We start from the raw sequence: 1,189 nt of genomic DNA, 5'->3' as shown, positions 1-1,189 counted from the left end.
GAACGCGATGCGCAGCAGAAATCCGTCCCTCGCGGCACTCGCCGCCGCCGCCCTCTTCTTCCTCGTCCCCACCACCCCGGCCGCCGCCGCCCCGGCGAACGACGACACGTCCGCCCTCGCCTCCAAGCGCCTGAACATCACCATGCAGGCCCAGCAGAAGACGAACTGGTGCTGGGCCGCCTCCGGCAACACCATCGCGACCTGGTTCGGCCGCACCTACACCCAGAACCAGTTCTGCAACGCCGCCTTCAACCGTCAGCAGGGATACGACTGCCCCAACAACCAGGCCACGCTCGGCAACGTGCAGACCGGTCTGAGCTGGGCCGGCATCAGCCCGGGCTCGTACGTCAACGGCTGGCTGCGCTACGCGACCGTGCAGAGCGAGATCAACGCCGACCGCCCGATCGAGACCCGGATCCAGTGGTCGAGCGGCGGTGGCCACATGCACGTCGTCTACGGCTACGACGACGCCTCCGGCTGGGTCTACTGGGGCGACCCCTGGCCCTCCAGCGACCGCTACAACTGGGCCTCGCACGCCTGGTACGTGAACAACGGCTCCTTCTCGTGGACCCACTCGCTCTACCGGATAGGGGCGTGACGACGATGACGTACGGACGTGCCGCGGCGGCCGGGCTGCTGGCCGCCTCCTGCCTCGTCGCCCTGGGAGCGGTGCCGGCCGCCGCCGCGCCGGGCGGGCCGGTCCCGCCGGCCGCCGGCCCCGACCAGGCCGCCTCGGCCCCGGCGACCCTGGACACGCTCTCCCGGTTCTTCGCCCGGGACGGCGTCCAGGCCCGCTCGGCCGGGCGGCCGCGGATCGAGGGCGCGGCGGTGCCGGTGCGCGTGCTCTCCGCGGACTTCGTCACGGGGAGGGCGGGCGCCCCGGTGGCCCGGGTCGAGTTCCACGCCAGCAAGGCGGTGGCCCCGGACGGCCGGACTGCCTCGCTGTGGACCGTGCGGGGGCCGGACGGCGCCTGGCAGGTGGTGAACATCGCCACCGGGGACGACGAGACCCGCTACACCGCCCAGGGGGCGCGGGCCCTGCCCGGCGGGATCGTCTTCCGGGAACCGCAGATCGACGCCTGGTACGTCCAGAGGGGAGCGAAGGTGCTGCCCCTCGACGAGGACGCCGTGCGCGCGGTCGGCCGGAACGGCACGAGCCTGACCGCCTACCGGGCCCGGGTCGCGGCGG

At 73.6% G+C, this 1,189-nt stretch carries 2 protein-coding genes; both read left to right on the top strand.

The annotated features are described in order from the left end of the window. Positions 1 to 7 precede the first annotated feature (7 nt). Complete coding sequence (locus tag EAO71_RS36105; protein ID WP_147982031.1) at positions 8 to 598, top strand: papain-like cysteine protease family protein; 591 nt, start codon at positions 8 to 10, stop codon at positions 596 to 598. Positions 599 to 603: 5 nt separating this feature from the next. After that, positions 604 to 1,189, top strand: a 586-nt coding sequence (locus EAO71_RS36100; protein ID WP_261992515.1) for a hypothetical protein, incomplete at its 3' end; no start/stop codon positions are given.

The sequence above is a fragment of the Streptomyces sp. MS191 genome, from assembly GCF_008042125.1.
Classification (GTDB): Bacteria; Actinomycetota; Actinomycetes; order Streptomycetales; family Streptomycetaceae; genus Streptomyces.
This window is presented reverse-complemented; position numbering and strand designations above follow the sequence as displayed.

What these genes read in the sequence shown, in the direction of transcription:
- EAO71_RS36105 (WP_147982031.1), top strand. Translation starts at nt 8, where the DNA reads ATGCGCAGCAGAAATCCGTCCCTCGCGGCACTCGCCGCCGCCGCCCTC.